This window comes from Faunimonas pinastri, from assembly GCF_900110915.1.
Taxonomy (GTDB): Bacteria; Pseudomonadota; Alphaproteobacteria; order Rhizobiales; family Afifellaceae; genus Faunimonas; species Faunimonas pinastri.
Genome location: NZ_FOFG01000026.1, coordinates 1 through 23,605, shown reverse-complemented (window position 1 = coordinate 23,605; position 23,605 = coordinate 1). Strand labels below are relative to the sequence as shown.

Annotated in this window: 33 protein-coding genes; 28 read left to right on the top strand and 5 right to left on the bottom strand. The window is 64.5% G+C overall.

Annotation, left to right across the window (positions count from 1 at the left end):
• The 4 genes from BMY25_RS19585 to BMY25_RS19570 form a co-directional block, all read right to left on the bottom strand.
• Positions 1 to 303, bottom strand: a 303-nt coding sequence (locus BMY25_RS19585) for a DUF3761 domain-containing protein (RefSeq protein WP_092499838.1), incomplete at its 3' end; no start/stop codon positions are given.
• Between the two features lie 92 nt (positions 304 to 395).
• Positions 396 to 1,157 (bottom strand): hypothetical protein, encoded by a 762-nt coding sequence (locus tag BMY25_RS19580; protein WP_092499832.1) that lies wholly within the window; start codon positions 1,155 to 1,157, stop codon positions 396 to 398.
• A 249-nt stretch (positions 1,158 to 1,406) separates the two neighbouring features.
• Positions 1,407 to 1,967 carry a helix-turn-helix domain-containing protein gene (locus tag BMY25_RS21400; RefSeq protein WP_346432159.1) on the bottom strand — a complete coding sequence of 187 codons (561 nt, stop codon included), beginning with the start codon at positions 1,965 to 1,967 and terminating at the stop codon, positions 1,407 to 1,409.
• A gap of 10 nt (positions 1,968 to 1,977) precedes the next feature.
• A complete protein-coding gene (locus tag BMY25_RS19570) occupies positions 1,978 to 2,277 on the bottom strand; it encodes a type II toxin-antitoxin system HigB family toxin (protein ID WP_092499830.1) in 300 nt (99 codons plus the stop codon).
• A 934-nt stretch (positions 2,278 to 3,211) separates the two neighbouring features.
• Here BMY25_RS19570 and BMY25_RS19560 point away from each other — a divergent pair.
• From BMY25_RS19560 to BMY25_RS19495, 14 genes are all read left to right on the top strand, one after another.
• Positions 3,212 to 3,565: a hypothetical protein gene (locus BMY25_RS19560; RefSeq protein WP_143062055.1), complete on the top strand. Its 354-nt coding sequence runs from the start codon at positions 3,212 to 3,214 to the stop codon at positions 3,563 to 3,565.
• Entirely contained in the window at positions 3,558 to 3,881 is a 324-nt protein-coding gene (locus BMY25_RS20605) for a hypothetical protein (RefSeq protein ID WP_143062054.1), read from the top strand. Before BMY25_RS19560 ends, BMY25_RS20605 begins: the two co-directional genes overlap by 8 nt.
• A gap of 48 nt (positions 3,882 to 3,929) precedes the next feature.
• Positions 3,930 to 4,730 (top strand): Rha family transcriptional regulator, encoded by an 801-nt coding sequence (locus tag BMY25_RS19550; protein WP_092499821.1) that lies wholly within the window; start codon positions 3,930 to 3,932, stop codon positions 4,728 to 4,730.
• A gap of 14 nt (positions 4,731 to 4,744) precedes the next feature.
• Positions 4,745 to 5,914: a tyrosine-type recombinase/integrase gene (locus BMY25_RS19545; protein WP_092499819.1), complete on the top strand. Its 1,170-nt coding sequence runs from the start codon at positions 4,745 to 4,747 to the stop codon at positions 5,912 to 5,914.
• A gap of 188 nt (positions 5,915 to 6,102) precedes the next feature.
• Positions 6,103 to 6,375 (top strand): hypothetical protein, encoded by a 273-nt coding sequence (locus tag BMY25_RS20970; RefSeq protein ID WP_177176961.1) that lies wholly within the window; start codon positions 6,103 to 6,105, stop codon positions 6,373 to 6,375.
• Positions 6,376 to 7,446 carry a head maturation protease, ClpP-related gene (locus BMY25_RS19535; RefSeq protein WP_092499817.1) on the top strand — a complete coding sequence of 357 codons (1,071 nt, stop codon included), beginning with the start codon at positions 6,376 to 6,378 and terminating at the stop codon, positions 7,444 to 7,446.
• 13 nt (positions 7,447 to 7,459) lie between these two features.
• Complete coding sequence (locus BMY25_RS20965; RefSeq protein WP_177176960.1) at positions 7,460 to 7,834, top strand: head decoration protein; 375 nt, start codon at positions 7,460 to 7,462, stop codon at positions 7,832 to 7,834.
• A 32-nt stretch (positions 7,835 to 7,866) separates the two neighbouring features.
• Positions 7,867 to 8,886, top strand: coding sequence for a major capsid protein (locus tag BMY25_RS19525; protein ID WP_238858439.1), 1,020 nt, complete (start codon positions 7,867 to 7,869; stop codon positions 8,884 to 8,886).
• An 11-nt stretch (positions 8,887 to 8,897) separates the two neighbouring features.
• Positions 8,898 to 9,257 carry a DUF7210 family protein gene (locus tag BMY25_RS19520; protein WP_092499815.1) on the top strand — a complete coding sequence of 120 codons (360 nt, stop codon included), beginning with the start codon at positions 8,898 to 8,900 and terminating at the stop codon, positions 9,255 to 9,257.
• 64 nt (positions 9,258 to 9,321) lie between these two features.
• Positions 9,322 to 9,675, top strand: coding sequence for a head-tail joining protein (locus BMY25_RS19515; RefSeq protein ID WP_092499813.1), 354 nt, complete (start codon positions 9,322 to 9,324; stop codon positions 9,673 to 9,675).
• Complete coding sequence (locus BMY25_RS19510; RefSeq protein ID WP_092499811.1) at positions 9,665 to 10,201, top strand: hypothetical protein; 537 nt, start codon at positions 9,665 to 9,667, stop codon at positions 10,199 to 10,201. Before BMY25_RS19515 ends, BMY25_RS19510 begins: the two co-directional genes overlap by 11 nt.
• Positions 10,198 to 10,545: a hypothetical protein gene (locus BMY25_RS20960; protein WP_092499809.1), complete on the top strand. Its 348-nt coding sequence runs from the start codon at positions 10,198 to 10,200 to the stop codon at positions 10,543 to 10,545. Before BMY25_RS19510 ends, BMY25_RS20960 begins: the two co-directional genes overlap by 4 nt.
• 3 nt (positions 10,546 to 10,548) lie before the next feature.
• Positions 10,549 to 12,078 carry a phage tail sheath C-terminal domain-containing protein gene (locus BMY25_RS19500; RefSeq protein WP_092499807.1) on the top strand — a complete coding sequence of 510 codons (1,530 nt, stop codon included), beginning with the start codon at positions 10,549 to 10,551 and terminating at the stop codon, positions 12,076 to 12,078.
• Positions 12,079 to 12,090: 12 nt separating this feature from the next.
• The gene (locus tag BMY25_RS19495; protein ID WP_092499805.1) at positions 12,091 to 12,450 is read left to right on the top strand and encodes a phage tail tube protein; all 360 of its coding nucleotides are present in this window, start codon (positions 12,091 to 12,093) and stop codon (positions 12,448 to 12,450) included.
• A 22-nt stretch (positions 12,451 to 12,472) separates the two neighbouring features.
• Here BMY25_RS19495 and BMY25_RS19490 read toward each other — a convergent pair whose 3' ends face one another.
• The gene (locus BMY25_RS19490; protein ID WP_092499803.1) at positions 12,473 to 13,063 is read right to left on the bottom strand and encodes a hypothetical protein; all 591 of its coding nucleotides are present in this window, start codon (positions 13,061 to 13,063) and stop codon (positions 12,473 to 12,475) included.
• A gap of 76 nt (positions 13,064 to 13,139) precedes the next feature.
• On the opposite strand from BMY25_RS19490, the gene BMY25_RS19485 reads away from it, so the two are divergent.
• The 14 genes from BMY25_RS19485 to BMY25_RS19420 all read left to right on the top strand — a co-directional run.
• A complete protein-coding gene (locus tag BMY25_RS19485) occupies positions 13,140 to 13,418 on the top strand; it encodes a phage tail assembly protein (RefSeq protein ID WP_177176959.1) in 279 nt (92 codons plus the stop codon).
• A 132-nt stretch (positions 13,419 to 13,550) separates the two neighbouring features.
• Positions 13,551 to 15,659 carry a phage tail tip lysozyme gene (locus BMY25_RS19480; RefSeq protein ID WP_092499799.1) on the top strand — a complete coding sequence of 703 codons (2,109 nt, stop codon included), beginning with the start codon at positions 13,551 to 13,553 and terminating at the stop codon, positions 15,657 to 15,659.
• Between the two features lie 11 nt (positions 15,660 to 15,670).
• Entirely contained in the window at positions 15,671 to 16,180 is a 510-nt protein-coding gene (locus BMY25_RS19475; protein ID WP_092499797.1) for a DNA circularization N-terminal domain-containing protein, read from the top strand.
• Entirely contained in the window at positions 16,177 to 16,845 is a 669-nt protein-coding gene (locus BMY25_RS19470; protein WP_092499795.1) for a hypothetical protein, read from the top strand. The genes BMY25_RS19475 and BMY25_RS19470 overlap by 4 nt, the downstream gene beginning before the upstream one ends.
• Positions 16,846 to 16,848: 3 nt before the next feature.
• A complete protein-coding gene (locus tag BMY25_RS19465; RefSeq protein WP_092499793.1) occupies positions 16,849 to 18,012 on the top strand; it encodes a phage baseplate assembly protein in 1,164 nt (387 codons plus the stop codon).
• Positions 18,009 to 18,536 (top strand): phage baseplate assembly protein domain-containing protein, encoded by a 528-nt coding sequence (locus tag BMY25_RS19460; protein WP_092499791.1) that lies wholly within the window; start codon positions 18,009 to 18,011, stop codon positions 18,534 to 18,536. The genes BMY25_RS19465 and BMY25_RS19460 overlap by 4 nt, the downstream gene beginning before the upstream one ends.
• Positions 18,537 to 18,608: 72 nt before the next feature.
• Complete coding sequence (locus BMY25_RS19455) at positions 18,609 to 18,803, top strand: hypothetical protein (RefSeq protein ID WP_143062052.1); 195 nt, start codon at positions 18,609 to 18,611, stop codon at positions 18,801 to 18,803.
• A gap of 62 nt (positions 18,804 to 18,865) precedes the next feature.
• Positions 18,866 to 19,363, top strand: a complete 498-nt coding sequence (locus BMY25_RS19450; RefSeq protein ID WP_143062051.1) for a phage GP46 family protein — start codon at positions 18,866 to 18,868, stop codon at positions 19,361 to 19,363.
• Positions 19,360 to 20,439 (top strand): baseplate J/gp47 family protein, encoded by a 1,080-nt coding sequence (locus tag BMY25_RS19445; RefSeq protein WP_092499785.1) that lies wholly within the window; start codon positions 19,360 to 19,362, stop codon positions 20,437 to 20,439. Before BMY25_RS19450 ends, BMY25_RS19445 begins: the two co-directional genes overlap by 4 nt.
• A gap of 3 nt (positions 20,440 to 20,442) precedes the next feature.
• The gene (locus BMY25_RS19440) at positions 20,443 to 21,075 is read left to right on the top strand and encodes a YmfQ family protein (RefSeq protein WP_092499783.1); all 633 of its coding nucleotides are present in this window, start codon (positions 20,443 to 20,445) and stop codon (positions 21,073 to 21,075) included.
• A 64-nt stretch (positions 21,076 to 21,139) separates the two neighbouring features.
• The gene (locus BMY25_RS19435) at positions 21,140 to 22,333 is read left to right on the top strand and encodes a hypothetical protein (protein ID WP_092499781.1); all 1,194 of its coding nucleotides are present in this window, start codon (positions 21,140 to 21,142) and stop codon (positions 22,331 to 22,333) included.
• Between the two features lie 11 nt (positions 22,334 to 22,344).
• On the top strand, positions 22,345 to 22,893 hold the full coding sequence (locus BMY25_RS19430) for a hypothetical protein (RefSeq protein ID WP_092499779.1): 549 nt from the start codon (positions 22,345 to 22,347) through the stop codon (positions 22,891 to 22,893).
• A gap of 5 nt (positions 22,894 to 22,898) precedes the next feature.
• Positions 22,899 to 23,267, top strand: a complete 369-nt coding sequence (locus BMY25_RS19425) for a hypothetical protein (protein WP_092499777.1) — start codon at positions 22,899 to 22,901, stop codon at positions 23,265 to 23,267.
• Positions 23,264 to 23,605 (top strand): hypothetical protein (locus BMY25_RS19420; protein ID WP_238858438.1); only part of this gene is annotated, 342 nt, incomplete at its 3' end. The genes BMY25_RS19425 and BMY25_RS19420, both read left to right, overlap by 4 nt.

The window sequence follows — 23,605 nt, the reverse complement described above, 5'->3', positions numbered from 1 at the left end:
CCCGTCGAGCCACTTGGCCACGCCACCATGACGAGAGCAGGCGCCCTGATGAGTGGCGGTCTGGATGTAGCTGCCATCCTTGCATTGAGCTGTTGCACCGGCGGGAACTTGGCTCGCGCCGGACAGGCATGACTTCGAGAAGTCACGGTAGTTCTGGCCGTTCGTCGTGCCCTTGGCCTTCATGTCGCTCCATTGCGAGGCGCAAGCCTTCATTCGGTCATTGTTCGCCGTCTGCGCGGTGGCGAATGTCGGAGCCGCGGCGATCAGAACCAGCGTGGGAAGAGCAAAGAGAGAAGCTCGCATTCAACGTCCTCCTGTTGTGCGAGAGGAACTAGGGCGAGCCTCCAGCGGAGCAGTCTCCTGAGGCTGCTGCGCCTGCTGAGACAGCAGGCAACTCACCAGGCCGAATCGATCGGGTAGGGACCGGGCACAATCTCTTTGGCGGTCAGGCGAGCCGGATCCTGGCCGTCGGTCACGACAACGCGCATCATGTTCTTGGAGTCCCTCCACGCGAAGTAGCAGTCGTGATCGCCCTTGTGGAAGCACTCGCTTACCTCTGGATGAATGGCGCAAACCTGTTCGAAGCCGGTGCAGGGTTCACTCCGCGCAAGCACGGGGCTTCGTTTCCAGCCGAAGCCGAGCAAAGCTGTGGACGCGGCCGCGTAGGATTGCCCGACCAAGGCCTCCCGATGCCCGTCTGAAGGATCGCTGAAGTCCGGTGCAGCCGGCGGTGCCGATGCCACCGGCTCGTCAACATGGTCCGCGATGACCTGAGCACGAGTTTTGGCGGCTTCGAGACCGGCCGGGGAAAGCTCCCCGCAGGCTCTTTGGAGGTTCGCTTCGTCGCTGTCGTCGACCTCGGAGCTGCCGGAGCTCATCACGACGATCCGCCAGGCGCAGGCTTGGATCCGATTGGGCCGGACCGCCCCATCGCACGATGTCTGGAGGCAATAAGCGACATTCCGCTGGGGTGTGTACTCGCCCTGGAACGCGCGACGGAGATCGTCGGCAAATGACTGGCGCTCTTGCTCGCAGACCCGTTGATCGCCCACATACGGGCATTGCTGAAGGTACTGCGATGCATTTCGCTCATCGGCCGCGTGCGCCGCGCCCATTGCGAGAAGCGGGACAACCAAAATTCCGAGCAGCGCCTTCATTGGGGATCCTCCCAAAGGGAAGACAATCACAACTAGGGGCTGTGTCTCAACATCTGTTCGGTTCGGATCGCTGACTGGTTTCAGAGCTTTGTCGCGAGCGGTTGAGCCGGATGGTGGAGGATCTTCCGCAGCTGGAAAGTTCGAGTCGGCTTAGCGCTGACCGCCTACTGCGAGCAGGTACGCCGGGTCGCGGAGAGCTATCACTTCCTCTCGCCCGTCATCCCGGTCGGGTTCCTCAATCGGTCAGGCCTAGCGCTTGCCGCCGCTGATCGGCGATCGACTCACCCAGATCTTCTTGGAGCGTCCGCCGGTCGTTTTTTTAATCTCATGAATGACGGCGCCACTGCGTTCGTTCTCGACCCAGTATCCGCCCGTGCTCGCCGAGCGATACGGCCGCTGCTTTGGCTGTTTGACCACGACCTCTACGAGTTCTTCCGCTCCGCCGATCTCAGCATGGTACGGGCGGGTCAAGAGTTCGGCGGGGATGCTCCATTCGTGCGAGAGCTTGTGGATCATGGAGAGTGTGAGCGGGCGCTTCCGGCTCAGGAGCTCGGACGCGCGCGAGCGCGACCCGAGCAGTTCAGCAAGGTCCTTCTGGCTGAGGTCACGGTCTTCCATGTAGCCGCGGATCACGTCAACGGGGTCCGCCTCCGGAATCGCACAGTGCTCGTCCTCATAAGCACTGACAAGGGTGGTGAGCACGTCCAGGCGATCGCCTTCTTCGGTGCCGGGCTCAGCCTCCCAAAGCCGTTCGATCTCACCCAGGGCCCAACGGAGGTCTTCTTCTGTACGGATCGGGCGAACGTCCATCGCTGCCTCCTCAGAACATAGACACGGTGGCAGCGTCCACCGCGTCATATTCGGCATGCGTGCCGATGAATTTGATGAAGAGCTTCTGACGCCGGAAGTCGACACCAGCGATCAACCGGTACTGACTACCGATTTCGAAGCGCACCCGCTTTGCGTCAATGACCTTTGCCTTCGAGAAGCTCTGCGAGACGTCGTTCATGCTTTGCCACTTCGCCGCGGTCGTCACAGTTAGCCAATAACTTGCCGATGCGGCCGCGTCGGCGTGTTGGATCATGAAGCGGTGGAGAGTGGATCGGGCAACGACGTCCATGCCGGCCTAAGTTAGAGTGTTCCCGAATTGGGAACAAGGGGGAGTCAGTCGGTCTCTCTTCGGGCGGCCCATTGGAGATCTTGCAACCACAGCCGGCGGGTAAAGATCAAGCGGGGAAGCCCAGCGCAGGGCCATCCCCCCAGCCGTGACCAAAGCACCAAAACCAGGAGCGTCTTCGGATCGGGCCGCTCCCATACAACGAGGCGAAAGCTGTCCGTGGAAGCATCCTCAACGATGGCGTTCAGGCGGCCTCTAAGAACATGATTGACCGTGTGGCGGGTACTGCGGCCACCGGCGACCCTGAAGGCGCCAGCGGGCCAGATAATTATCCGGTCAACGACGATCGGCCGCGGTGTCTTATTCCGAACGGTGATCTGAAGCGGCGCGCTGGAGCTCTCGTCAGGTGCTCGCTCGAGCCACATCATCGGACGGCTGCGGAGCGCTGCGGCAACCAACGCGCCTGCGCCGGTCATGAAGCCGATCAGCGATCCAAGATCCGCAAACCACGAAGGTAGAAAGCTGCCGTGGGACACTACGAATCCCTTGTTCTGCCCAAGGTTCAGGCTGCAGCAACTCTACGAACGCGCGCAAGCGTTCGCTCCCCGGAGGGGCGACCATCTTGAAAGTGATGCGCGAATAGGTCAGGGTCGTCTGTGGAGCCTGAGAACTCCCGAGGACTTGGCCTTGCCGGGCCGATCCTCACCACAGAGCGTTGGCGTGTCTCCTTGCCGGGAGAAGTGCCGCCGATAACAACGTGCCCGAATTTGTATTGGGGCGCGACCGGTACCACTATGCCGGGAGTCCGCCCGTTATACAAGACCCGAAAGGGGAAGACGGTCGGGCACGTTCTCTGTGGCGTGTTCTCAGCCTCCCGGCGCCAGTGCTGTTCGCTGGCACCCGGCCCTGAGAAGCCGGTCAGACCACAGAGCAAACCATGTTCAACACCACACAGATCCGGGTGGCGCACTGCCTCCTGTCTGACCGTCCTCTTCCATTCTCCCCCGACCTTCACGACGCCGACGAGGCACGTATGCGCAGCGGCATCTCCGCGCTGCGCCGTCTTCAGCTTGAGGCCGTGGGCAACCTCATTGATCTGCTCGACGAGAGCGAAGGCGATTCCGATCTGGAACCGTCCTGCGGCTCGGAAGCGGCAGCGCTCAATCCGCAGATGGACGAGTGCGAGCCGGTCAGCGAGCACGATGATCGTGAGCGCGACGACGCTGATCTGGAGCCCGCCCTCGGTTGGGCGTCCGGTGCTTTTGGAGAGTGGGAGCGGGCTCATGCCTGACCTGTCCCCCAATCGCCGCGCTGTCCTTCAAGGGCTGGCGGCGCTGCCCTTGCTCGCGGCAGTCGGCGGAGCTGCTTTGTCTCGTGAGCGTCCGATCACTCCGGCCGAGTTCGTGTCCGAGATGGAAGCGCTTGGCTTTTCCTACGTGTCGCTGCGCATCTCCGGTTTCGGCTACGGCTACCGCGAGGGCTTTCCGGACGTGTGGTCGCGAGCGGTGAGTGAAGCGGAGACGACACTCCGCCGACGCGCAAAGCAGGTTGATCGCTGGACCGACAGCCTCTGCGACTACATCGCGGAAAACCGGCCCCACCTCTGATCCATCCGCCCCGTCGCTGGCGGCGGCGGGGCACATCAGGAGATCATCATGGAAGCATCAACCGAGAACGTCGGTGGCGCTCTGGTCCCTGCCGATCAGCGCCAAGCCGAGAGCCAGCCCGTCGTCTTCTACCAGGACGGGACCGCCCGGACGAACAGCCGGGAGGTCGCGCGCGTCTTCGAGAAGAACCATCGCGACGTGCTGCGGGCGGTCGGCAACCTGCTCCAGCAAGAGCCGGATTTGGGTCTGCGCAGTTTTACGCAGACCCCCTTCATCGAGGCCTCGACCGGTCAAACCTACCGCAGCTTCGACATGGACCGGGACGGCTTCACGCTGCTCGCCATGGGCTTCACCGGAGCCAAGGCGCTCAAGTGGAAGCTCCGGTACATCGAGACCTTCAACACCATGGAGGCCGAGCTCAGGCGCGGTAGCCAGGACGTTGCAGCCTTGCTGAACGATCCCGCCACGCTCCGGCGCGCGCTCGCCGATTATTCGGAGCGCGTGATCACGCTGGAAGGGCAGGTCGAGCAACTGGCGCCCAAGGCCGAAGGCTTCGACCGGATAGCCAGCACGTCGGGATCGCTGACCGTGACGGCCGCGGCCAAGACGCTGCAGGTCGGGCCGAAGGAGCTATTCACGTGGCTCCGGGCGCACAGCTGGATCTATCGTTCTGGCGACGGTCGGGAACTCGCCTACCAGACAAAGCTCCAGGCCGGATTGCTGGAGCACAAGCTCGCGCGTGTCCCGCGAGAGAACGGTGACCTGCTCACCGTCACGCAGGTCCGGGTCACCCCCAAGGGCCTCGCGAAACTGTCCGAGCTGATCGTGGATCGGCCGGCTCAACACTGAAAGGAGAAGCACACGTGGCAAGTGTCAGAAAGCGGAAGTGGGTCGCGCCAGATGGCGCCGACCGGGAGGCGTGGATCGTCGCCTATACGGATCAAGGCGGTAAGCGCCGGCTGAAGACCTTCGACAAGAAGAAGGATGCCGATCGGTACCGGACCCAAGTGGAAACCGAAGTCGAGAAGGGCATTCACACGCCGGACTCGGAGTCGATCACGGTCCGCGAAGCATGTGCTCGCTACCTCGACATCTGCGAGCGTCGGTACCGGGAGAAGGATGGTATCGCCCGCACGACCCTCGCGGCGCGGCGAGGTATCATCCGGAAGCATATCGACCCCTTGATCGGCAACGTGAAGTTGTCCCGCCTTTCGGCTCCGATGGTGCAGGAGTGGGTCGACGGGCTCAGAGCCGACAAGGATGACCCGCGCTCGCCTTGGATCATGGCGCATATACTGCAGTGCTTTCGGCAGGCCATCACCGAAGCGCAGCGCAGCGGCTTGGTGGCGAGGAACGTGGTCAAGGAAGCTCCCCCGAGAGTGGCTGCTATGCCGTCCGAACGCTTGGAGATCCCGACCAAGGAGGAGGTGCGTCGGGTGCTGGAGATTGCTGAGACGGCGATCATCGGCATGGGGGAGGTAGGTCGCGCCTGCCTTGCGGCGGAGATCGCCGTCTTCACGGGTATGCGCGAGGGCGAGATCTTCGCCCTCATGTGGTCGAACGTGGACTTCGAGAAACGGATCATCCGCGTCCGGCATAGCGCAAACCGGTGGGGCGATATCAAGGAGCCGAAGTCGCGGGCAGGTGTGCGCGACGTACCGATCCCGCCCATGCTTCTCAAGAAGCTGAAGGAGTGGAAGCTCGCCTCCAAGCCGAACAGGAAGGGTCTCGTGCTGGCATCGAGAAACGGCACGCCCCTTTCAACTCCGAACTTCCACAAAACGGAGTGGCCCCGGCTGTTGGGGCAAGCCAAACTGCTGACCTCGGAAGGGAGGAACCGGTACCACTTCCATGCACTCCGGCATTTTGCCGCCAGTCTCTTCATCGAGCAGGGCCTCCCGCCGAAGCGCGTGCAGTACCTGATGGGGCACGCCTCAATCACGATCACCTTCGATCGATATGGGCATCTCTTCCCGGGAGACGGCCTCGAAGAGGCGGCAGCGACCGCCATCGAAAGCAGCCTCCGCGGCTAACGATGATCGTTTGAGGCGACACGGAGTAAGCCTCGACGCGACATGAACGCGAATTTTCTCGCGTAAGTCATTGAAAATACAGCGTTGATGAATTCTGGTTCGAAGAGGCGGTCAACCGCGGCCTGATCCCGGATTGCACGCCCGACGACTACTACCGCAACCAGATTGCGTGGACCCGCTGCAAGTGGGTGTTCGCCGGCCGCGGCTGGATCGATCCGGTCAAGGAAGCCAACGCCGCCAAGATCCGCATGGATATCGGCATCTCGTCGCTTGAGGACGAAGCGGCCGAGCAGGGCCGCGACTGGCGCGAGGAGATGGAGCAGCAGGCGCGCGAGAACGCCTATGCCGACGAGCTCGGTATTCCGCGCCCGCATCAAGGACCGGCGGACGTCGCGGCTGTGGTCGCCAACCAGGATGCCCAGGACGCGGCCGACCGCGCAGCAGAGGAAAAGGCCGCATAAATGGCTGCAAGTCTGAAGAATGGCGAGCTGACGCTCACCGGCGACGTGGGCGATTTCCTGTTCGGGGATGGCTTCACCCACGGCGACGTCGTCGAAGCGCTCGGGCAAGTGGACGAAGCGGCTCCGCTGACCGTCTACCTGAATAGCGGCGGCGGTTACGCTTCCGAGGGAGCGGCCATTCATGCGCTCCTCTCACGTCGGGCTGGGACCACCAATATCGTCGTCGACGGGGTTGCGGCGTCGGCCGCCAGCCTGATCGCGATGGCCGGCGATACCGTGACCATGTCGGCCGGGTCGGTGCTGATGATCCACGATCCCTCGGGGTTCACCGCGGGCACGGCCGACGACCACAACAAGACGGTCGAGGCGCTTGAAGCGCTCGCAACATCCTACGCCCGCGTCTACGCGGCGAAGTGCGGGAAGACCGAGGACGAGTGCCGGGCCATCATGAAGGCCGAACGCTGGTACTCGCCGGATGAGGCGGTTGCGGAAGGCTTTGCCGACGGGACCAGCGACGACAAGGCCAAGCCTGTCGCCGCCTTCGATTACCGCGCCTACGCGCAAGCACCGCAGCGCCTGAAGGCGCTCGCCAGCAAGAAGAATTGGCGTCTGCAGGATGCCAAGCACCAGGCGGCCGCCTCCGCGTCCGCGTCACCCCGTCAACGCAGGGAACATTCCATGACGGATCCGACTACGGCGGAGGCCACCGCCACCCTCGAGAAGGCCAAGCTGGACGCCGGCAAGGATGCCGTCGCCAGGTACAAGGCCCGGCGCGACAGCGTCATGGCCATGGAAGAGGCGAAGGGTCGTGAAGCGCTCGCCGAAGCGCTCGTCGATTCCGACATGCCGGAAGACCAGATCAAGGCGATGCTGGCCAAGGCTCCTGCCGGAGCGCCCACGACCCGGACCAGCGAGTTCGAAGCCCGGATGCGCGCCAACGGCAACCCGAACGTGGGAGCCGACGCGCCGGAGGCCGCCGCCGAGGCTGCCAAGCCCCGCACCATCGACAGCCAGGCGATCTTCGCCAAGCGCCAGGCCGCGGTCGACGCAGCCCGCGCCCGGAAGCACTGAGGAGAACTGCCCCATGGCTCAGGTCCTGGTTGAAGGGCGCCGCCCGACCGAATTCGTGATGAGCGAGGCGAACTTCCACCGCTCGCGCGACAACATCGTCATTGCCGCCGGCGCCGGAAAGCTCATTCCCGGCACCGTGGTCGGTAAGGTGACCGCTTCCAAGAAGTATCTGGGCAGCGCCACCACGGCCACCGACGGCTCCGAGACGGCGTCCGCCATCATCCTCTACGGCGTCGATGCAACCGATGCTGATGCCGAGGTCGCGGCCATTACCCGCGATGCTGAGGTGAACGGCAACATCCTCACCTATGACGCGTCGGTCACCGCCGCCGCCGACAAGACCACCAAGATCGCCAGCCTCGCCGAGGCCGGCATCATCGTCCGCTGACGCGGATCCAACCTCAATCGGAGACCGGTTCCGTGGACAATTTCCTGGATATCTTCAACGGCGATGCGTTCTCGGTAATCGCGCTCACCGACAGCATCAACAACCAGCCCTTCGCGCCGGGCCGCCTCGGCGCCATGGGTCTCTTCACCGAGACCGGCACGGCGGCGCTGTCCGTCGCGATCGAAGAGCAGAACGGCATCCTGACGCTGGTGCCGCCGACGCCGCGCGGCGGGCCTGGCATCACCCTCGACAAGCCGAAGCGCAACATGCGCAAGATCACCATCCCGCATTTCCAGATCGACGATGCCGTCATGGCGGACGAGGTCCAGGGTGTTCGCGCCTTCGGCTCCACCAACGCCTTGCTGGGCATCCAGCAGTTTGTCGATGGCCGCCTGGCATTGCACGCCCAGTCGCTGGACGTGACGCTGGAGTTCTCGCGCATGGGCGCCGTCATGGGCGTCGTGGCCTATGCCGACGGCACCACGCTCGACCTCTACGACGAGTTCGGCGTCACCGCGCAGGACACGGTCTACTTCGACCTGTCCAACACGACCGATGCCGCCGGCGGCGCGCTGCGCAAGGCCTGCGCCCAGGTCGTCCGCACGATCTCCGACGCGCTTGGCTTCATCCCGCTCACCGGCGTCTACGCGATCGTCGGCGATGACTTCATGGATGGCCTGCTGGCCAACAAGGAGGTTCGCGCTTCCTTCCTGAACCAGCCGGAAGCGCGGGCGCTGCGCGAGGGCTACGCCTACCAGAGCTTCGAGTTCGGCGGCATCACCTTCGAGAACTATCGCGGCGCGGTGAACGGCACCTCCTTCATCGAGCCGGACGAGGCGCACTTCTTCCCGACCGGTGTTCCCGGTCTCTTCCGGACGGTCTATGGCCCGGCCGATTACGAGGAGACCGTCAACACCCTCGGCCTGCCGCGGTACGCCAAGCAGTTCCCGATGCCCAACGGCAAGGGGCGCTCGCTGGAAAGCCAGACCAACGCGCTCACCTACTGCACGCGGCCCAAGACCCTGATCAAGGGCAAGGCCGGCACGGCATAACGGAGACGGTCATGAAGATCATCGCACGCAAGAACCTGCCCTATGGCGGGAAGCTGTATGTCGCCGGCGACGAGGTCGATATCGAGGACGAGGGCCAGGCCAAGCGCCTGATTGCCTTCGGTGTCGCCGAGGCGGCGGAGGGCACCTCGCCGCAGGATCTGAACGCCGGCAACGTCACGGTCGACACGACCACCAACACCGCCAAGCAGACCGATCCGAAGACGGGCGCCGACACGACCGGCGATACCAAGATCAAGGTCGCGGACGCTAGCAACACCGGCGCTTCGGCGACCACCGAGGCGACGACCGCCAGCACGAACGCTGCCGCGACCGACGCCACCACGGCGGCCACGACCGCCAAGACGAAATAGCCGACCTCCAGCGGCTTACCTGCGGATGGGGCGCTTCGGCGCCCCTTCGCTTTTCAGAGGTGCCATGATCGACTTTGACGCCCTCGTGCTGACGCCGGCGATGGACGCCTTCTCGCGTCCCATCATCATCGATCCGGTCAACTCTCAGCCAGGTGTCTTCGCCTATTCGGCGCGCGGCGTATGGGCCAGCAAGCCGGACACGATCCAGACAGAAGGCGGCGAGGTGATCTCCACCAATGTCCCGACGCTCGGCATCCGGCTTTCGGAGTTCTCGGTCGCACCGGTCCAAGGGGACCAGATCACGATTCCCGCCTATCTCTCCGCGCCGGCGCTCGGGACGTTCTTCGTCTTCGACGTGAACGGCGACGGGCAGGGTGGCGCGGATCTCGTGCTGATGGGCGTCAGCAATGACACCTGAGGCGGCCGATATTCTCGACGCAGCCTTCGATATCCTGAAGGCGATCCCCGGCTACGTCACCTATCGCAAGGACCGGGCGCTGCCCGACCAGGATGACGCGTTTCCGGTTCTGGGCGCCTTCTTCATCCGCGAACAGATGAACGCGGACGGCGACCTGGATGCGGGCGAGCCGCGCTTCGTCAATGAACTGACGCTCGGCGTTTCGTCGATCGGCGAAGCCAAGCCCGGCGCCCTGGAGGCAGATGCGCGCACGCGCGCCGCGGACATCATGAACGCGCTGCTCAAGAGCGCGTCGTTCAACCGCGAGATCGAAGGTTTCTCCAGCGTCGGTTCCTCCATCGCCTTCCCCGGCAAGGGCGACCGCCTGCTGGCCGAAGCGCGGGTGGAGTTCACCGTCGTCTTCCGCACCGATTGGCCGCCGGTGATCCCCGACGATTACCTCGGCGCCAACGTCACCGCGCGCCCGTCCGACCACGACACGTCTCCGGCCATCTCGGCCCATTGGGACCAGGAGCAGAATCCATGACGACCAAGATCTGGGTCCGGCCGAAGACGCCGGGCTCCACGCTCGCGCATCCCGTGAGCGGTCCGATCCGCGACTCCGGCCGCCGCTGGCTGGACGACGCCTTCACCCGGCGCCGCATCGCCGACGGCGACATCGAGGAATTCGATCCGGACGCGGAGAAGGCGAGCGATACGAGCGCGGCCGTGACCTCGGGAACGGCTTCGACTGCCGACGCGACGTCCGCCGCAAGCACGGGCACGACTGCCGCAAGCACGGCCGCGTCCACGGCGGCGGCTCCTGCCGCTTCCTCCACGACCACCAAGGCCGCGGACACCGCGTCGGCCTCCACCACGACGGGAACCTGATCCATGGCCGTCAGCGCACTCACGTTTCCCGCCAACTGGAAGCCGCCGCTCTACTATGTCGAGGTGGACGGCTCCGAAGCTGGCCTCGCCTCGACTGACCAGCCGGCGCTCCTCGTCGGAACAAAGCTGGCCAACGGCATCGCGCCCGCGAACATCCCGATCGCCATCAGCTCCGTGGCGACCGCCAAGAAGCAGTTCGGCGAAGGCTCCATGCTAGAGCGCATGGTCGCCGCCTTCCTGGCGATCAACGCCTCGACCACGCTCTACTGCCTGCCGATCGACGAACCGGCAGCCGGCGTCGCCGCCAAGGGCTCGATCACCGTCACGTCGGTGCCGACTGCGTCGGGCACCTACGCGCTCTACATCGGCGGCCAGAAGATCTCCGTTGCCATCACTGACGACGACACGCTGGCCGACGTGGCCGAGGCGATCGCTGCTGCGGTGAACGCGGTTGGCACGCTGAGCGTCACGGCGGCGGTCGACGGCACGAACACGGCCGCGGTAAGCCTGACCGCCAAGTTCAAGGGGATCGACGGCAACGACATCCGCATCGAGGACAGCATCCTCGGCCTGCGCGGTGGCGAGAGCCTGCCGACCGGCATGGCCGTGACCTATCCCACGGACAACGTGCTGGCCGGCGGCACCGGCGTGCCCGACTGGTCCACAGCGATCGCCAAGCTTGGCGACGAGCAGTACGACTTCGTCGGCATGCCGTTCACGGACACCGGCAGCCTCTCGGCCTGGGGTACGGAATACGGCTTCGGCCAGACCGGCCGCTGGGGCTGGATGCGGCAGATCTACGGCATGGTCTTCTCCGCCCGGCGCGGCTCCTATTCCGGGCTGCTCGCCTGGGGCCCGGACAACAACGTCCCGGCCATCTCGGTGCTCGCCTTCGAGACTTCGACGCCGGTGCCGATGTGGGAGGCTGCAGCGGCCTATACCGCCCAGGCGGCGGCCGCGCTGATCGCTGACCCCGCACGCCCGCTGCAGACCCTCGACCTGACCGGCATCCAGCCGGCGCCGAAGTCCGACCGCTTCCTGATCTCCGAGCTGAACGCCATCGCCGGCGTGGGGTTGGCGATCCAGAAGACAGGCTCCGCCGGCTATCCGCAGATCCTGCGGGAGCAGACGACCTACCAGTTCAACGAGTACGGCCAGGCGGATGACGCCTACGAGCTCGTGACCACGCTCGCCACGCTGATGACCATCATGCGCCGGCAGCGCGCGGCGATCACCTCGAAGTATCCGCGCCACAAGCTGGCGGACAACGGCACCAAGTTCGGCGCCGGCCAGGCGATCGTCACGCCCAATGTCATCAAGGCCGAGCTCGTCGCCGAGTATCGCGGCATGGAGTACGACGGCCTCGTGGAGAACACCGACTGGTTCAAGACGAACCTGATCGTGGAGCGGGACAACGACAACCCGAACCGGGTGAACGTCCTGTTCCCGCCCGATATCATCAACCAGCTGCGGATTTTCTACGTCCTGAACCAGTTCCGGCTTCAGGCGAACCGCGGCACTGTGACGGACTAAGGGGAGGGCGACATGGCCAAGAGAATTGCGGGCATCGCCTACCTCTTCGTGGACGGCACCCAGTACCCGCTGCGCGGCAACTTCACCGTCAGCCCGGATGCGATCGAGCGCGCCGGCATCGCCGGCCAGGACTCCGTGCACGGCTACTCCGAGACGCCTCGGGTGCCGTACATCTCCGGCGATATCTCGCTGACGGAGGACATCTCCATCGAGACGATCCGCGCCGTCACCAACGCGACGGTCACCGCGGAGCTCGCCAACGGCAAGACCTATGTCCTGCGGGAAGCCTGGTGCGCGGCGGCGATGGAGCTCAACACCCGCGACGGGCAGACCACCGTTCGGTTCGAGGGTGTCAGCTGCGACGAGATGTGAGACGGGGCGGCCTCTGCCCGCCCTACTTGAACGGGTCCACGTAGTCGTCGGGATCACCAACGTCTGGCGCACCAGGAACTTTGCCCGGACGACGAACGTCAAGGAGAGCCGAATCCCGGTCCGCACTCATCTGCCACACTGTTCCGTTTAAGGTGATCTCTCGTCGCAGGTCATTGCTTCCGGGCAAAGTCAGGTCAGCCGTGAGCTCCTGCACAGCGAGTTCTAGGTCATCACTTTGGCCCTGCTGATCCACTGTCTGAAGAAGCACTCGAATCGTGTTCTTCATCTCGCTGATCGGCGGCAAAGGGCGATGCCAAATCAGGCCAAAGTTCTGGATCTCTTGATCGTGTTCTCCACTGAGGATCAGGATGTTGGCGCTGCTCACGTCGGTGATGGCGACAGAACAAAGACTGGTGGGCGTCGTTTTGATCGCGTGGCAACTGCCCGCGAGCATGTGGCTGGCCACGCCCAGATCCTTTGCTGCCGCATTGTACTTTTGAGGCAAAGTCTGAAGTGAGCCTCCCACAGGGCGGGCCACTGTTTCGGCCTCACCCCGCTCCGAAATGACGCCTCCTGAGAGCGCTGCAATGACGAGCAGCTGAAGCAGTTTCATCAAATCCCCCGAGGTTTTTATGCCCGAGAACGATACAGCGGTTACTGCGGAAGCGGTAGGCGACGGAAAGTTGCGCGTGAAGCTCAAGCGGCCGGTCGAAGGTCCGAACGGTGAGATCGCGGAACTCGTCTTCCGGGAGCCAACCGGCGCTGACATTCAACGCCACGGAAATCCCGTGAACCTCGACCTGATCAATGGCGATCCCAAGATCAGCTACGAGGCGAAGGCCATGACGGCTATGCTGTCGGCTCTCGCCAACGTGCCTCCGTTCGTGATCGGCCGCATCACCGCGTCAGACTGGAACACCTGCGCGCTGGCGATCTCCGGTTTTTTTCTGCCGGACATGAGGAGCTAATCCTCTCCGCTTACCGGCTGGCCAGATTTTACGGCACCGACCCGTCGGTGTTCCTGATTAAGCCGATCTCAGGGCTGCAGCGAGATCTGCACTGGACGGGTCGCATGATCCAAGAAGCCGACGAGGGCGAGGATGGCTGACGAACAGTTGCGCATGACCGCGACGGTACGGGACCAGGCGTCCGGGCCTCTGCGGCAGATCCAGGCTCAGCTGCGCGGTATCGGCAAGCAGCCGGGCGTCGAGGCGCTGAAGAAGCAGATGGACGGCCTCAAGGAGGCCATGAGCCCGAAGGAGGTGATCCAGGCGGGTCTCGCCACGGGGCTGAGCGCCTTTGGCGTGACGGCACTCTCGGTGACGGGCGTCGTTGCTGGCCTGATCGAGACCTTCAAGGGCTTCGGCGAGCGCTCCAGCGAGCTGCTGGACTTCGCCAGGCAGACCGGGATTACTGCGCAGCGCCTCCGTGAACTGGAGGGCGTCGGCGAAAAATTCGGGCTCTCGCAGAGCCAGATCATGTCGGGCGTCGTGTCGTTCGCCGATCGGATGAACGAGATCCGGCATCACACCGGCGAAGTTTACGCGCAGCTGCGCGACAGTAATCCAGCGGTATTGAAGGGATTGCTGGAATCCAATGACAACACTGAAGCGCTCAGTGTGGCAATCGCCGCGCTCCTGAAGATCCAGGATCCAGCTCAGCAGCGCCTGTTCGCCCAGGCTCTTCTCGGTAACGCCGATATGGCGAAGCTCGGCATGGAGGGTGCCGAGGGTTGGCGTAAAGCGCTTTCTGAGGTCATAGAGTCACTCGGCACGATCAGCGGCGACCAGCTTGCTGCTGGCAAAGAGTTCTCGGACTTTCTGCTGACAATGAAGCAGGATCTCATCGGCCTCCGGGATGCGATTGCTGCGGACGTGCTGCCGGAGATCAACGAACTGCTCGGCGGCATTCACGAATACCTCATCGCGAACCGGGACCAGGTAGCACGCAACATCGGCGATTCCATCCACTGGATGGCCGATGGCTTGAAGCAGGCGCCCTGGAAGGAGATCGGGAGCGACATCAAGACCGTCGGCGACGCCATTCTCGGCGTTGCCCATGCCGTCGCGGCGACGATCCGGGCGATCGGGGATCTCGCCAACTGGACGGATTCCGTCACCGGCGCTCAAACGGCCGGCGGCGTCCGCGTCCGCACCGAAGCCATTCAGAAGCGCCTCGACTCGCTGAATGCAGAGATCTCGAAGGCCCAGGGCTCCGGGGATCAAAGCGCGGCGGAGAAGGAGAAAGAGCTTCTTCGTGACCAGCTCCAGGAGGAGATGGACGACATGAAGAAGCGCGCCGCGGAGATCGGCAAGGCGCAGGGCACCGCTGCCGGCAAGGAAATGTACGACACCTTCAAGGATGGCATCCAGAAGGAGTCCTTCACCGGCGACGGCTTCGGCTTCGGCGGGCAGGGCGGGGGCGCGGCGCGCCGTGGCGCTCTTCTGCAGCGGGTCAGTCTCGGCGGTGTGACGGGCGCGGACATCGCCAGCGGCGGACGCGGCGGTGGACTCTCCCGTGGCGGAGCGGGTGGCGGCACCTACATGCCGGGGCCGGGCGCCGACAAAGGGACGAAGTACAGCGGCAGCAGCAAGAACGCCGGGTCGTGGATGAACTTCCTCATGCACGATATGGGAGCAACCAAGGACAAGGCCGCGGCGATCGTCGGCATGCTCCAGGGCGAGAGTGGCCAAGGTCTTGACCCGGGCATCATCGGCGACCACGGAACCAGCGGCGGCACCGCGCAGTGGCACAACGAACGCTGGGCCGCGCTGCGCGCTTTCGCGGCGAAACAGGGAAAAGCATGGACCGACATCGGCATCCAGCAGCAGTTCTTCAAACGCGAGATGAAGGGGCCGTATGCCAAGGTCTGGAACGACATGATGGCGGCCCACTCAATGGAGGATGCGGTCAATGTCGGCGTCCGTCGCTTCGAGGTGCCGGCCAACCCTTCGGCCGAGGTTGCCAAGCGGATCGCCAATGCGCGCCGGCTTGCGAACGGCAAATTTGACGAGGATGTCGCGACCGCGAATGACGCTATGAAGCGCCGAGAACGTGCCGAGGTGCAGCGTCACGACGTGCGCGGCAAGGCGCACCTGAAGGTCGACGTGAACGCACCGCGCGGAACGACGGTGTCGGCCAGCGCCGAGGGCCTGTTCGAGCGGGTCGACACGCGCCGCCACTTCTACAATGCGCCGACCCCGGCCTGAGGAAATCCGATATGGCCTATCCCGAAACCCCTTGGCGCGCGCGGCTGCGGCCGGCGTCGTTTCGCGGCGCCGGCTTCAAGGTCGAGCAGGATACGAGGCAGGGCGGCCGCCGGGTCGCGCTGCATGAGTTTCCCAAGCGCGACACGCCCTATGCCGAGGACATGGGTCGGGCGGCGAAGCGCGTCACGATCTCGGCCTACTGCATCGGCCCTTATTATCTCGACGACCGGGATGCGCTGATCACCGCGTTGGAGCAGGAAGGCTCCGGCCTCCTGATCCATCCTTCGCTTGGCGAGGAGACGGTCGTCTGTGTCGGCTACAACGTCACGGAGGAGCGGACGCACGGCGGCTATTGTGCCCTCGAGATCAACTTCGTCGAGGCGGGCGAAGCGGCTGACACGGTGCTCCAGGACGACACCGCCTCCCAGGGTACGACGAAGGCCACGAGCGCGAAGAGCGCCGCCACGTCCTCGGCGCAAAGCCAGCTAGAGACCAGCGACACCTGGACGATCGAGGCATGAGGAACACGCTCCTGAAGGAAGCCGTGAGCGTTCTCGGCTCGGTGCTGGATGCGCTCCGGGCGTCGATCACCGCGACAGGCGAGGATGCGGCTGACCTGCATTATGCGATCGGCGACCTCTCGGCTTCGGCCAGCGCGCGTCTGATTTCAGGGGCAGCAGCCGACGACCTGTCCAACTGTTTCGATCTCGCCACGGCGGCAGGCGCGACGCTGGATACGATGCGCACGGTGCGCGAGACGGTTCAGGATATGAGCCCGAGCGGCAAGCCCGGGTTGATCGTGCAGACCTTCTCCGTGCGCCTGGCGCTGGTGCAGGAGGCGGCAATCCTGTTCGCTTCGACCCTCTCCAGCCGGGATGAGGTTGAGAGCCTGCAGGACCGGTTCAACACCGCATTCGAGGCGGCCGAGAATACCGCGGCCGACGCCATGGAGACGGAGACGTACCGGACGCTAGTGGAGTTGCACGCGGCGGTGACGCGGTTTCTGTCGACGCTCTCCTACACGCTGCCGCGCATTGTGAAGGTGACCTATCCGAAGTCCTTCCCGGCGCTGACGCTGGCCCAGCGGCTCTACCAGGACGCCGGCCGGGCATCGGAGCTGATCGCGGAGAACAAGCCCATGCATCCGGCCTTCATGCCGGCGGCACTACGGGCGCTTTCGGAGTAGCGGATGCCCAAGGCCAACGAGATTGCCGAGATCGTGGTCAACGGTCAGCGCCTGCGCGACTGGGAGACGGTTTCCGTCTCTGCCGTCTATGCGCGCTCGCCGGCTCGCACGTTCCGCTTCTCCGTGAGCGAGACCGAAGCCAACCCGAGCGCCTCGACCTACACGAAGTCGCGGGTGAAGCCGGGCGACGGGTGCGAGATCTTCCTCGCCGGGGTGCGGGCGCTGACCGGCTTCGTCGACACCAGGCAGGTGGCGTTCAACGAGCGTGTGCATGGCATCGTGTTGTCAGGGACGTCTCTGGATTACGACATCGTGGACTGCTCTGCGATCGCTGGCAGCGGCCAGTTCCGCGGCTACAACTTCGAGCAGATTTCGAAGGCGCTGCTGAAGCCTTTCGGCCTGCAGTTGAAGACCTATGGCCTCGATGCAAACGCCCTGAAGCCGTTCGAGAACTTCGCCATCCAGACCGGCGAGACTGTGGCCGAAGCGCTTGATCGCATGGCGCGGGTACGCGGCATCACCATCGGCGGCGACGCCGGCGGCGCGGTCGTGGCGATGAAGCAGGGCTTCATCCAAAACGACGGTGACACGCTGGAGGAGGGAAAGAACATCCTCTCCGGCTCATGCATCATCAATATGCAGGGGTTGCACAACACGCTCCGGGGCGTGACGCAGCGTCCCGGCAGCGACAAGGCCTTCGGTGAGGATTCGCGTGATGTTTCCGCGACGCTGAAGAACACAAACGTCAAACGATACCGGCCGCTGGTCTTCGTGGCGGAGCATCCGGGCACGCGGGAAGACATCGTCGAGCGCGTGAACGCCGAAGCCGCAATGGAAGCGGGCGAGACCATCCAGGTCCGGGTTACGGTACCGGGCTGGCTCCGATCCAGTGGAGGTCTTTGGGACATCGGCCTCCAGGTGAAGGTGAAGTCGGACATGATGATGATCGATGCCGACCTGACCGTCTGCGGCGTCGAGTTCAGCCAGGACCAGGGCGGGACGACGACGACGCTCGATCTGGTCACCCAGAACGCGTTGAAGGGATTCGGCGGGCCTACAGGCATCGTTCCAGACGGCGAGCCCTTCGCCAGCGCCACGCCGAACGGCAAGGCGAAGGCAGACGCGCCGGACACCCAGGCAAGCTCGACAGGAACGACCAGCACATGAGGAACAGCGTCCGCGACATCGCCGGGCGCGGCTTGCTCGGGCTGGCCCGTGCCGTGCTGAAGGCGCCGAACGACGCCACGAAGATGCAGTCGGTCGCCGTTCGCATCCTGCACGACGAAGCGCATGAGGCGGTGGAGCACTGGCACCCCTACGGCTTCTTCTCCGTGCCGCTGGAAGGCGCCGAGGCGCTGGTCGGATTCCTTGGTGGCAGCCGGTCGCATCCCATTGCGCTCGCCATTGCCGACCGCCGCCACCGACCGCAGAACAGCCAAGCGGGCGAGGTGGGGCTTCATGACGATCAGGAACAGCTGGTCCATCTGACCCGCGACGGGATCGCGGTCACCAGCCCGAAGAAGCTGACCCTCACTGTCGGCAGCGTGACGTTCACACTTAGCCCGGACGGGGTCGATATCCAGGGCGGGACGATCAAGCACAACGGCAAGAGCATCGGCTCGGATCATCAGCACACCGGTGTGAAGGCCGGCAGCGATACGTCTGGGCCGCCTTCGAATATCTCGGTGTAGTGGCTTTATAGTCTATCGACCTTTTCCCTGAGCCGATGTCCTAATATGCCGCCGATCAGAGCGGAGGCAGAAATGGGAAAGAAGACAATTCAGCGCGCCCAGTCTGAGGATTTTGAAATCCTGGAAGATGGAAAAAAGATTGGGACTGTGCGGGTGAAGGCCAGCGGGCTTTTGTGGAGCCCGAAAGGGAAGCACTCGTGGTTTCGCGTATCGGTGGAGCAGTTCGCTGAATTCGCAGAAGAAAGCGGTACACCGCAAAAGAAGTGAACGCATCACTCTGTTTCTTATGACGTTGACTGAGCCAATGGTCGACGGAGGTGGAGGACTTGATGACAGACCTCCACCTCAAGACTGGCGCGCTGCAAGACGGGTTCACGATGGATCTGCTGCAGACGCCGAGCGGCCAGCTGGACGAGACGCAGGCGCTGCGCTCCGCGGTGCTGGTCGCGCTCGGCACCGACCGGACCGCGAATGCGGATGATGAACTGCCGGACCTGAACAGCGATGATCGCCGCGGCTGGTGGGGCGACACGGACGCCGCGACCATCTGGGGCGGCTGGTCGATCGGCTCGCGGCTCTGGCTCCTGGAGCGGGCGAAGATCACCGGCCAGAACGCCCGGTCGGGCAGCACGGTGGCCCGCGTAGAGCAGTATATCCGGGAAGCGCTGCAGCCGTTCGTGGAGAAGAAGATCGCCTCCAAGGTGACAGTCACCGCCGAGCGGAACGGCCTCGGGCGGATCGACGCCCGGGTGGTGATCTACCGTGGGCCGAAGAGCGCGATTGAACTGGAATTCCAGAGCCTCTGGGACGAGATCGGGAACGCATGACCTGGACCACACCGACGCTCACGGACGTGCGCAAGCAGGTCCGGGACACGCTGGCGGCTACCCTGTCGGTCGGCGTTCTCCTCCCGAACAGCCTAGCGCGCGGACTGGCGGACGGGCAGGCCGGGCTCTGCTACCTGACGCTGCTCTATCTCGACTGGCTGTCGAAGCAGTTCCTGCCGGACACCGCCGAGACGGAATGGCTGGATCGTCATGCCGCGATCTGGCTGACGAACGCCGACGGCAGCACCGGGCGCAAAAGCGCGACCTACGCCAGCGGCACGGCGACGGCGACCGGCACGAGCGGCACGATCCTGCCGGCCGGGACCGAACTCTCCGGCTCTTCCGGGACCGACACGCTGAACTTCGAGACGACGTCCCAGATCACCATCGGCGACACCGCGACGGCGGTGGCCATCCGGGCGCTCGATACGGGTTCGGAGAGCAACCTGGAAGCGGGCGCCTCGCTGTCGCTTTCCACGGCCGTTGCCGGCGTCAGCTCGACGGCCACGGTGGTGGCGCTGACCGGCGGTGCGGATGCGGAATCGGATGACGATCTCCGGGCCCGCGTGCTGGAGCGGATCCAGAAGCCGCCGCATGGCGGGTCGGCGTCGGATTACGTCCTGTGGGCGAAGAGCGTCACCGGCGTGACGCGCGCCTGGGCGGGGCAGGAGGCCGGGCTTGGCACGGTGACGGTGCGCTTCATGATGGACGACCTCCGGACGAACGGCATTCCGGCGGCTGACGATCTCGCGACGGTGCTGGCCTATCTGGAGGCGGTGCGACCGGTCGGCGCTTCCGACATCTACGTTCCGGCGCCGATCCCGAACGCGCTGAAGATGGGGATCTCGAAGCTCAGCCCGGACACGACATCGATCCGCGCCGCGATCCAGAGCAGCCTGAACGCGATGATCCTGGAGAAGGCTGAGCCCGGCCAGACGATCTATCGCTCCTGGGTGGATGAGGCGATCGCTTCGGCCGCCGGTGTCGACCATTACGAGCTGACCTTCGCGACCATCGCCATGCCGTCCAAGGGGCACATCGCGACGCTCTCTGGCGGCAACATCAGCTGGACCTGATCCATGACTGCTGATCCGCGCCGTCCGGGCGCCGAATATGCGGGAGCGCTGGCCGACCTGTTGCCGACGGGAGCGGCATGGCCGCGCGATCCTGACACGCTGCTGATGCGCGTCACGGGCGCGCTGTCGGATTATTGGGGCACGGTCGATAGCCGAGCGCATGACCTGCGCGACATCGAGGGCTTCCCCGACACCACGACGGAGATGCTGTCGCGGTGGGAGGATGTCGCGGGCTTGCCGGAAGAGTGCTTCACCGACGTTGACCAGGCGGTGGAACAACGACGCTACCTGCTGCGGAAGAAGCTGGTGGAGGAGGGTGGCCAGAGCCGGGCCTACTTCCTGCAGCTCGCCAACGAACTCGGCTTTCCAGACGCCACGATCACCGAGTTCTCGCCGTTCCGTGCTGGGCGCTCGCGCTGCGGGTCACCCATCTGGCGGGTCGGCTCGCAGAAGTACCGGATGTTCTGGACCATGCATCTCGGCGCGGTGCCGGTGACCTACTTCCGTGCCGGCAAGAGCCGGGCGGGCCGGGATGCCTTGGCGCGCTTCGAGCGCGCGACCGTGCTGGAATGCCTGGTCGGCAAATGGAAGCCCGCCCACACGCTAGTGCGCTTCACCTATTCGCTCGCCGCCTGAGCAACCGCAACACCGCTGATCCATGGCCCGCCTTCGAGCGGGCCTTTTTGATTCCGGAGATCCTATGGACGCCATCTATCCCTTCGACACCACCAACGGTGCGGAAGCGACCTCCGGCGACTGGGTCGATGAGGATGTCGCGCAGGGGATCGAGGGCTCGGTGCCGCCGGCCCGCGTCTTCAGCGCACCGCAGACGGAGATCCTGAACGCGATCAAAGGTGTTCTCGGAGAGAACACGCCGTCCGCCGACGACCTGACGCAATTGTTCCAGGCAATCGTTCAGGCACACCGGATCACGGAGAGCAAGACCTACTACGTTCCCGGCGATTACGACACGGTGCAGGACTGCCTTCTGGAGCTGTCCGACAAGATCATCCCAAGCGACGTGGAGGTGCAGATTGTCCTTGGCGCCGGCGATCATACGATCGATGTCTCGACCGGTCCGGTCGTTCTGAATCATCCCTACGGATCGCAGATCTCCATCCGTGGCCAGGACCTGCTGAACGCCTTCCCGACCTATGCGACCGTCGACAACGCCACCGCTGCGACCGTCGAGGCGTCGCTGCGCGCGATCTTCCCGACGCGCATCGTCGTCACCGGGGCGGTGAAGGCGGGCTTCTACATGACCGGCGGCGGCTTCGGCACGATCAAGGACATCCTGTTCGTCGGCGACAAGACGGCCGGGCAGGTCGGCTTTCTGATCGGCGATTGGCTGAACCAGATCGGCACCGGTTACACCCGCATCGAGCAGTGCTGGTTCCATAACTTCGGCAACACCGGTCTGCGCATCAACTATGCCTCGGCCGTGCAGGCCTACCGCGTCGGCGCTACCCACAACACGCAATGCGGGTTCCTTGCCGCGAACATGAGTGGGATCCAGGTCCTCGATACATGGATCGCCATGTACAACGGCTACCAGGGCCTGGCGATCACCGACAATTCCTTCGCCGAGCTCTTCTCCGGCGCCGGCGACTTCCGCAGCAATACCAAGGACGGCATCCGGGCCGACAACACCTCGAATTTCCAGTCGGGCGGGGCGACGGCGCTGCGCTGCAAGGCGAACGGCACCTACGGCATCACCGCCAGCCAGGGCGGCTTCGCGCTCGTCTACGCCTATGACGGCGGCACCAACACCAGCGGCGATCTCCTCGCGCAGATCGGCGCCACCATGGATGTGTCAGGCTCGGTAACGACGCCAACCTGCTCGCCCACCGCAAATGCCTCCGGCAACCAGAACTCCTACATCTACAGCCACTGAGCGGGTGAACCATGAAGCAGGTCTTCACGACCGAGGACGGAACCCTGATCGCCGTCCATGACATCGACCAGGACATCTCCGCCGATGCCTATGCCTTTAACGGGCAGACGGTGAAGTCCTTCATCATGGAGGATCCGGACGTTCCGCCTATCTCGTCCATCGACCGGACGACGGGCGCCCAGACACAGGGCAAGCTCTCGGCCGAGTTCATGGCGGGCTACGTGATGCCGGTGCCGGAGAGCGTTACCTCCACGCAGGGCAAACTAACGCTGCTCTATGCCGGCATCAAAGCGGCCGTTGAGGCGGCTCTCGCGGCGATCCCGGACGACACGGGGCGGGCGGCTGCGCAGATCAAATACGACGCAGCGAGCTGGTACCGAAGCGATTCCATGTTCACGACTCTGGGTGCTGCTCTTGGCCTGACCTCGGCGCAGATCGATGACCTCTTCCGCGCGGCTTACACTGATCCGACGTCGGTGACGAAGATCACGCTGGGAAGCACCACGACCACCACGCCCACCTCGGACAGTTCGTCCGAATCCAGCGGCACGGCCGGCTAATCCTCATGGCTGAGACCTCCGGCGCGGCGGCGCTCGACGATATCACCGTCTCCAACAACGCCGACTGGCCGCCCGAAAGCTACACCGTGGCCGGCTCGGATGGCACGGTCATGTCGCTGTCCGGCTGCACCGTAGCGATGCAGATCCGGGAAAGCGCGGACAGCACGAGCGTTCTGCTCGATCTCGTCTCTCCCGCGACCGGCATCACGATCAGCGACGACGAGACGGCCTTCACCATCGGTCCGAATGCCGCGCTGATGAGCGCGGTCGGCGCCGGCGATTACGTCCGCGACATCATCATCACGCGCGGCACCGAGACGCTTTATGGCGGCCGCGGCAGCGTCACCGTTCTGCAGGGCATCACCCGATCATGACCACGCTCCAGCTTAATCGCAGCATCGTCCCGGCGGCGATGGGATTTGCTATCCTCAGCGACGACGCCGCACGCAACCCGACCACCGCAGACGGGCGCGATGGAGATTGGTGGCTGAACCAGAACACCTCGCAGCTCTTCCGCCGCGCCAGCGGGACATGGACGCCCATCTTCAAGCTCCGGGGTGCGAGAGGGCCGGAGGGCAACCAGGGCTCGCGAGGCCTTGGCGTTCTCTACGGCACGACCGAACCCGACGATGACGACGGCGTCGACGGTCAGTTCTATCTGCAGACGGCAGGCGCCGGCGCTCCGCTGATCTACGGCCCGAAGGTAAGCGGG

What these genes read in the sequence shown, in the direction of transcription:
- BMY25_RS20605 (WP_143062054.1), top strand. Translation starts at nt 3,558, where the DNA reads ATGCCTGACCTGTCCCCCAATCGCCGCGCTGTCCTTCAAGGGCTGGCG.
- BMY25_RS19495 (WP_092499805.1), top strand. Translation starts at nt 12,091, where the DNA reads ATGGCCAAGAGAATTGCGGGCATCGCCTACCTCTTCGTGGACGGCACC.
- BMY25_RS19520 (WP_092499815.1), top strand. Translation starts at nt 8,898, where the DNA reads ATGAAGATCATCGCACGCAAGAACCTGCCCTATGGCGGGAAGCTGTAT.
- BMY25_RS19460 (WP_092499791.1), top strand. Translation starts at nt 18,009, where the DNA reads ATGAGGAACAGCGTCCGCGACATCGCCGGGCGCGGCTTGCTCGGGCTG.
- BMY25_RS19535 (WP_092499817.1), top strand. Translation starts at nt 6,376, where the DNA reads ATGGCTGCAAGTCTGAAGAATGGCGAGCTGACGCTCACCGGCGACGTG.
- BMY25_RS19515 (WP_092499813.1), top strand. Translation starts at nt 9,322, where the DNA reads ATGATCGACTTTGACGCCCTCGTGCTGACGCCGGCGATGGACGCCTTC.
- BMY25_RS21400 (WP_346432159.1), bottom strand. Translation starts at nt 1,967, where the DNA reads ATGGACGTTCGCCCGATCCGTACAGAAGAAGACCTCCGTTGGGCCCTG.
- BMY25_RS19470 (WP_092499795.1), top strand. Translation starts at nt 16,177, where the DNA reads ATGAGGAACACGCTCCTGAAGGAAGCCGTGAGCGTTCTCGGCTCGGTG.
- BMY25_RS19490 (WP_092499803.1), bottom strand. Translation starts at nt 13,063, where the DNA reads ATGAAACTGCTTCAGCTGCTCGTCATTGCAGCGCTCTCAGGAGGCGTC.
- BMY25_RS19425 (WP_092499777.1), top strand. Translation starts at nt 22,899, where the DNA reads ATGGCTGAGACCTCCGGCGCGGCGGCGCTCGACGATATCACCGTCTCC.
- BMY25_RS19455 (WP_143062052.1), top strand. Translation starts at nt 18,609, where the DNA reads ATGGGAAAGAAGACAATTCAGCGCGCCCAGTCTGAGGATTTTGAAATC.
- BMY25_RS19550 (WP_092499821.1), top strand. Translation starts at nt 3,930, where the DNA reads ATGGAAGCATCAACCGAGAACGTCGGTGGCGCTCTGGTCCCTGCCGAT.
- BMY25_RS19465 (WP_092499793.1), top strand. Translation starts at nt 16,849, where the DNA reads ATGCCCAAGGCCAACGAGATTGCCGAGATCGTGGTCAACGGTCAGCGC.
- BMY25_RS19430 (WP_092499779.1), top strand. Translation starts at nt 22,345, where the DNA reads ATGAAGCAGGTCTTCACGACCGAGGACGGAACCCTGATCGCCGTCCAT.
- BMY25_RS19480 (WP_092499799.1), top strand. Translation starts at nt 13,551, where the DNA reads ATGGCTGACGAACAGTTGCGCATGACCGCGACGGTACGGGACCAGGCG.
- BMY25_RS19580 (WP_092499832.1), bottom strand. Translation starts at nt 1,157, where the DNA reads ATGAAGGCGCTGCTCGGAATTTTGGTTGTCCCGCTTCTCGCAATGGGC.
- BMY25_RS19570 (WP_092499830.1), bottom strand. Translation starts at nt 2,277, where the DNA reads ATGGACGTCGTTGCCCGATCCACTCTCCACCGCTTCATGATCCAACAC.
- BMY25_RS19500 (WP_092499807.1), top strand. Translation starts at nt 10,549, where the DNA reads ATGGCCGTCAGCGCACTCACGTTTCCCGCCAACTGGAAGCCGCCGCTC.
- BMY25_RS19510 (WP_092499811.1), top strand. Translation starts at nt 9,665, where the DNA reads ATGACACCTGAGGCGGCCGATATTCTCGACGCAGCCTTCGATATCCTG.
- BMY25_RS19450 (WP_143062051.1), top strand. Translation starts at nt 18,866, where the DNA reads ATGACAGACCTCCACCTCAAGACTGGCGCGCTGCAAGACGGGTTCACG.
- BMY25_RS19440 (WP_092499783.1), top strand. Translation starts at nt 20,443, where the DNA reads ATGACTGCTGATCCGCGCCGTCCGGGCGCCGAATATGCGGGAGCGCTG.
- BMY25_RS19435 (WP_092499781.1), top strand. Translation starts at nt 21,140, where the DNA reads ATGGACGCCATCTATCCCTTCGACACCACCAACGGTGCGGAAGCGACC.
- BMY25_RS20965 (WP_177176960.1), top strand. Translation starts at nt 7,460, where the DNA reads ATGGCTCAGGTCCTGGTTGAAGGGCGCCGCCCGACCGAATTCGTGATG.
- BMY25_RS19560 (WP_143062055.1), top strand. Translation starts at nt 3,212, where the DNA reads ATGTTCAACACCACACAGATCCGGGTGGCGCACTGCCTCCTGTCTGAC.
- BMY25_RS20960 (WP_092499809.1), top strand. Translation starts at nt 10,198, where the DNA reads ATGACGACCAAGATCTGGGTCCGGCCGAAGACGCCGGGCTCCACGCTC.
- BMY25_RS19475 (WP_092499797.1), top strand. Translation starts at nt 15,671, where the DNA reads ATGGCCTATCCCGAAACCCCTTGGCGCGCGCGGCTGCGGCCGGCGTCG.
- BMY25_RS19445 (WP_092499785.1), top strand. Translation starts at nt 19,360, where the DNA reads ATGACCTGGACCACACCGACGCTCACGGACGTGCGCAAGCAGGTCCGG.